This window comes from Pedobacter sp. 01N416 (genome assembly GCF_056399685.1).
In genome coordinates this window covers 1-3,049 of record NZ_JBFTRT010000591.1, presented here as the reverse complement: position 1 = coordinate 3,049, position 3,049 = coordinate 1, and the positions used below count along the sequence as shown (strand labels likewise).

The window sequence follows — 3,049 nt, the reverse complement described above, 5'->3', positions numbered from 1 at the left end:
ATTTTAATGCAACCTTCAACGCAACATCTTTTTCTTTCGAAAAATTACCAGAGGCTCCGGGTTTTCTGCCACCATGACCAGGATCAATAACAATTGTTTTGATCTTATAACCCTGAGCAGGCGCTTTTTCAGCAACTAGTAACGAAAATAAAAGTATTGTAATCAGAAGTTTAATCTTCATGCAGGAGGGATATTAAAATGATGTTTCAGCTATACGTTTATAATTTTTAATTGCTTTAATAATTCCATTTACAATTTCATTTTGCCCTTCAGGAGAATTCATATAATCTTCTTCATCTGGATTACTCACGAAACCAATTTCAGTTAACACAGCAGGCATAGCAGCACGGGCCAATACCGCAAGGCTTTTCTCTTGTACGCCTCTGTTGATCCGGCCTGCATTAACATATTCTTGTTGAAGCATTGAAGCAAACTTTAAACTCCTATCTCTATTGGTTTGTTTCATTAACGATAACATGATGTCACTTTCGGGGGTATTTGCAATAAACCCTTCATAGTTTTTCTGATAATTTTCTTCCAGAAACATCGAAGCATTTTCTCGTTTGATCACCTCATCCTGCTCACCTAAACGGCGAGTTCCCGACACGAAGGTTTCTGTTCCCCTCGTTGAAGTGCTTTTAGAAGTAACGGTTCTATAAACAGGTACTTTTCTGCCCCTTACTTTTTTATAGTAATCTACCACCCTCGATACCCTAACCGGCATATCATTTAAGTGGATAGAAATAAATAAATCGGCTTTTGCATTATTTGCAATATTGATACGCTCGTATAAAGGAATAAATACATCCGACTCGCGGGTATAAATAACTTTGATATCTTTCAAACTATCTTGAAGCGCCCGGCCAAGGTTCAATGCCGTTTTAAGCGCCACATCTTTTTCCTTCGAATACACACCGTGGGTTGCACCATCTTTACCACCGTGACCGGCATCGATCACAATTGTTTTAATTTTATATTCTTGTGCAAACACCTGATTATCAACTGAATTTGATAACACTAAATAAATAATAACTGTTAAAATGGATTTAAGATACATCAATGGTATATTTTTCACTAATTTTGAACGTTTTTGATTAAACATTTGTGCAAAAATAACATTCAAATACGAATTTGAAACTTCTTAAGAGCTCTATTTTACTAATATCTGTCATTTTATTAACACTTGTTGTTGGTAAAGCTAACGCATTTTCTCATTTTTCATTGCAACAAATCATCCAGCAAGACACAACCAAAAAGGATACGACTAAAAAGACAGGTAAAAATAATAGCAGTATCGACCAGAAAGTAGAATACAAAGCGGAGGATTCGGTAAAAATGAGTGCCGATAAAAACATTGTGTATTTATACGGTAACGCAAGGGTGGTATACGGTGATTTTGAGCTAGATGCGGCTTATATCAAATACGATAAAAAGCAAAATTCCATATTTGCGCGAGGCATTAAAGATCCAAAAACGGGTAGGTATACCGGAAAACCAATCTTCAAATCGGGTGCTGATGGAACAGCCATAGCCGATTCTATTTTTTACAATTCAGAAACAACCCGGGCTAAAGTATATGGTGTTTTTTCTGAACAAGAGGGAGGTTTCTTCTCTGGTGGGCAGAGTAAAAAGCAAATAGATGATGAGCTGCACATTAAAAATGTAATGTACAGTACCTGTAATCTACCTCACCCGCATTTTGGATTAATGATTTCTAAAGGGGTGGTAACAGAGAAACAGATTATTACCGGGCCGGTTTACATGATTATCGAAGATATCCCCACTTTTCTGGGGCTACCTTTTGCTTTTTTTCCAAAACCTAACAAACGAACATCGGGTGTAATCCTTCCCACACCAGGCGAAGATGCAACCAGGGGTTTTTTCTTACAAAACGGTGGTTATTATCTCGGATTGAACGATTATTGGGATGCCAAATTAATGGGGTCGATTTACACCAATGGTTCTTATGAAACTAGTGTATTGAGTAATTATACTAAGAGATATAAATACAATGGTAACATTAATTTAGCTTATTCAAGTTTTAAAGATGGTTTAGAAGGTACCGAGGCATTTAGAAACCCAACCAAAAACTTTAGTATCAATTGGAGCCATAGTCAAAATGCCAATGCCAATCCAGGTACTACATTTAGTGCCAGTGTGAGATTAGTATCAACAGGAAAAAGGGGATACTATAAAAATACTGCAGCAGGTACTACTTACGACATTAATACCATCGCAACCAATTCAACAAGTAGCAGTATTAGTTATGCGAAGGCCTATTCGAACGGGATGAACTTCTCTTTGGCCGCATCAAGTGATCAGACTTTAAGTACAAGAGCGATATCGTTAAGGCTGCCAGAAATGACATTCAACGTACCTACATTTAACCCATTTCGACCTAAAGATGCAGTCGGTGAACAAAAATGGTATGAAAAAATAACCGTTGGCTATAGCTTGCAGGGAACCAACAGAATTGATACTTTTGATAGTTTGTTGTTCCAAAATGATGGTTTAAAGCGATTAAGAAGCGGATTTTCACATAGTATTCCGGTAAACATGTCTTTCACTGCCTTAAAATATTTAAACTTTAGTTTGGGTGGTACCTATAATGAGGTTTGGAATTTCCAGAGTGTAAATAGAAGATATACGCAGTTTGCCGACAATACATATACTTTTAGAGAAGATACCCTCAGTGGGTTTAAAAGAGCGGGCAGCTACAGCCTATCAACCAGTATGTCGACTAAAATTTATGGAAGAAGAGATTTTAATCCAGCTGGCAAAATCCAGGCGTTGAGGCATGTAATGACTCCAAATGTTTCCTTCTCTTATTCTCCGGATTTTACCAAAGCAGGGGCGGGGCCATATAGACCTGCCATAGACCAAAATGGTAATCAAATTTATACCAGTGGACAACCTTTAAAATATTCCATTTTTGATGGTATGGCACAGCCGGGCTCTTTTGGCGGCCCTAATGCTTCCATTGGTTTCGGCTTGGACAATACCGTGGAACTGAAGGTGAGGAATAAAAACGATACGACCGGAACAGGCT

3 protein-coding genes are annotated in these 3,049 nt (G+C 37.8%); 1 reads left to right on the top strand and 2 read right to left on the bottom strand.

The features are described 5' to 3' along the window. Both AC1DND_RS24170 and AC1DND_RS24165 read right to left on the bottom strand, forming a co-directional pair. Window positions 1–181 (bottom strand): N-acetylmuramoyl-L-alanine amidase (locus AC1DND_RS24170; protein WP_477585115.1); only part of this gene is annotated, 181 nt, incomplete at its 3' end. A gap of 12 nt (window positions 182–193) precedes the next feature. After that, window positions 194–1,057 (bottom strand): N-acetylmuramoyl-L-alanine amidase family protein, encoded by an 864-nt coding sequence (locus tag AC1DND_RS24165; RefSeq protein ID WP_477585116.1) that lies wholly within the window; start codon window positions 1,055–1,057, stop codon window positions 194–196. A 164-nt stretch (window positions 1,058–1,221) separates the two neighbouring features. Between AC1DND_RS24165 and AC1DND_RS24160 the strand changes: the two genes are divergently transcribed. Then, on the top strand, window positions 1,222–3,049 hold a 1,828-nt coding region (locus tag AC1DND_RS24160; protein WP_477585114.1), incomplete at its 3' end, for a putative LPS assembly protein LptD.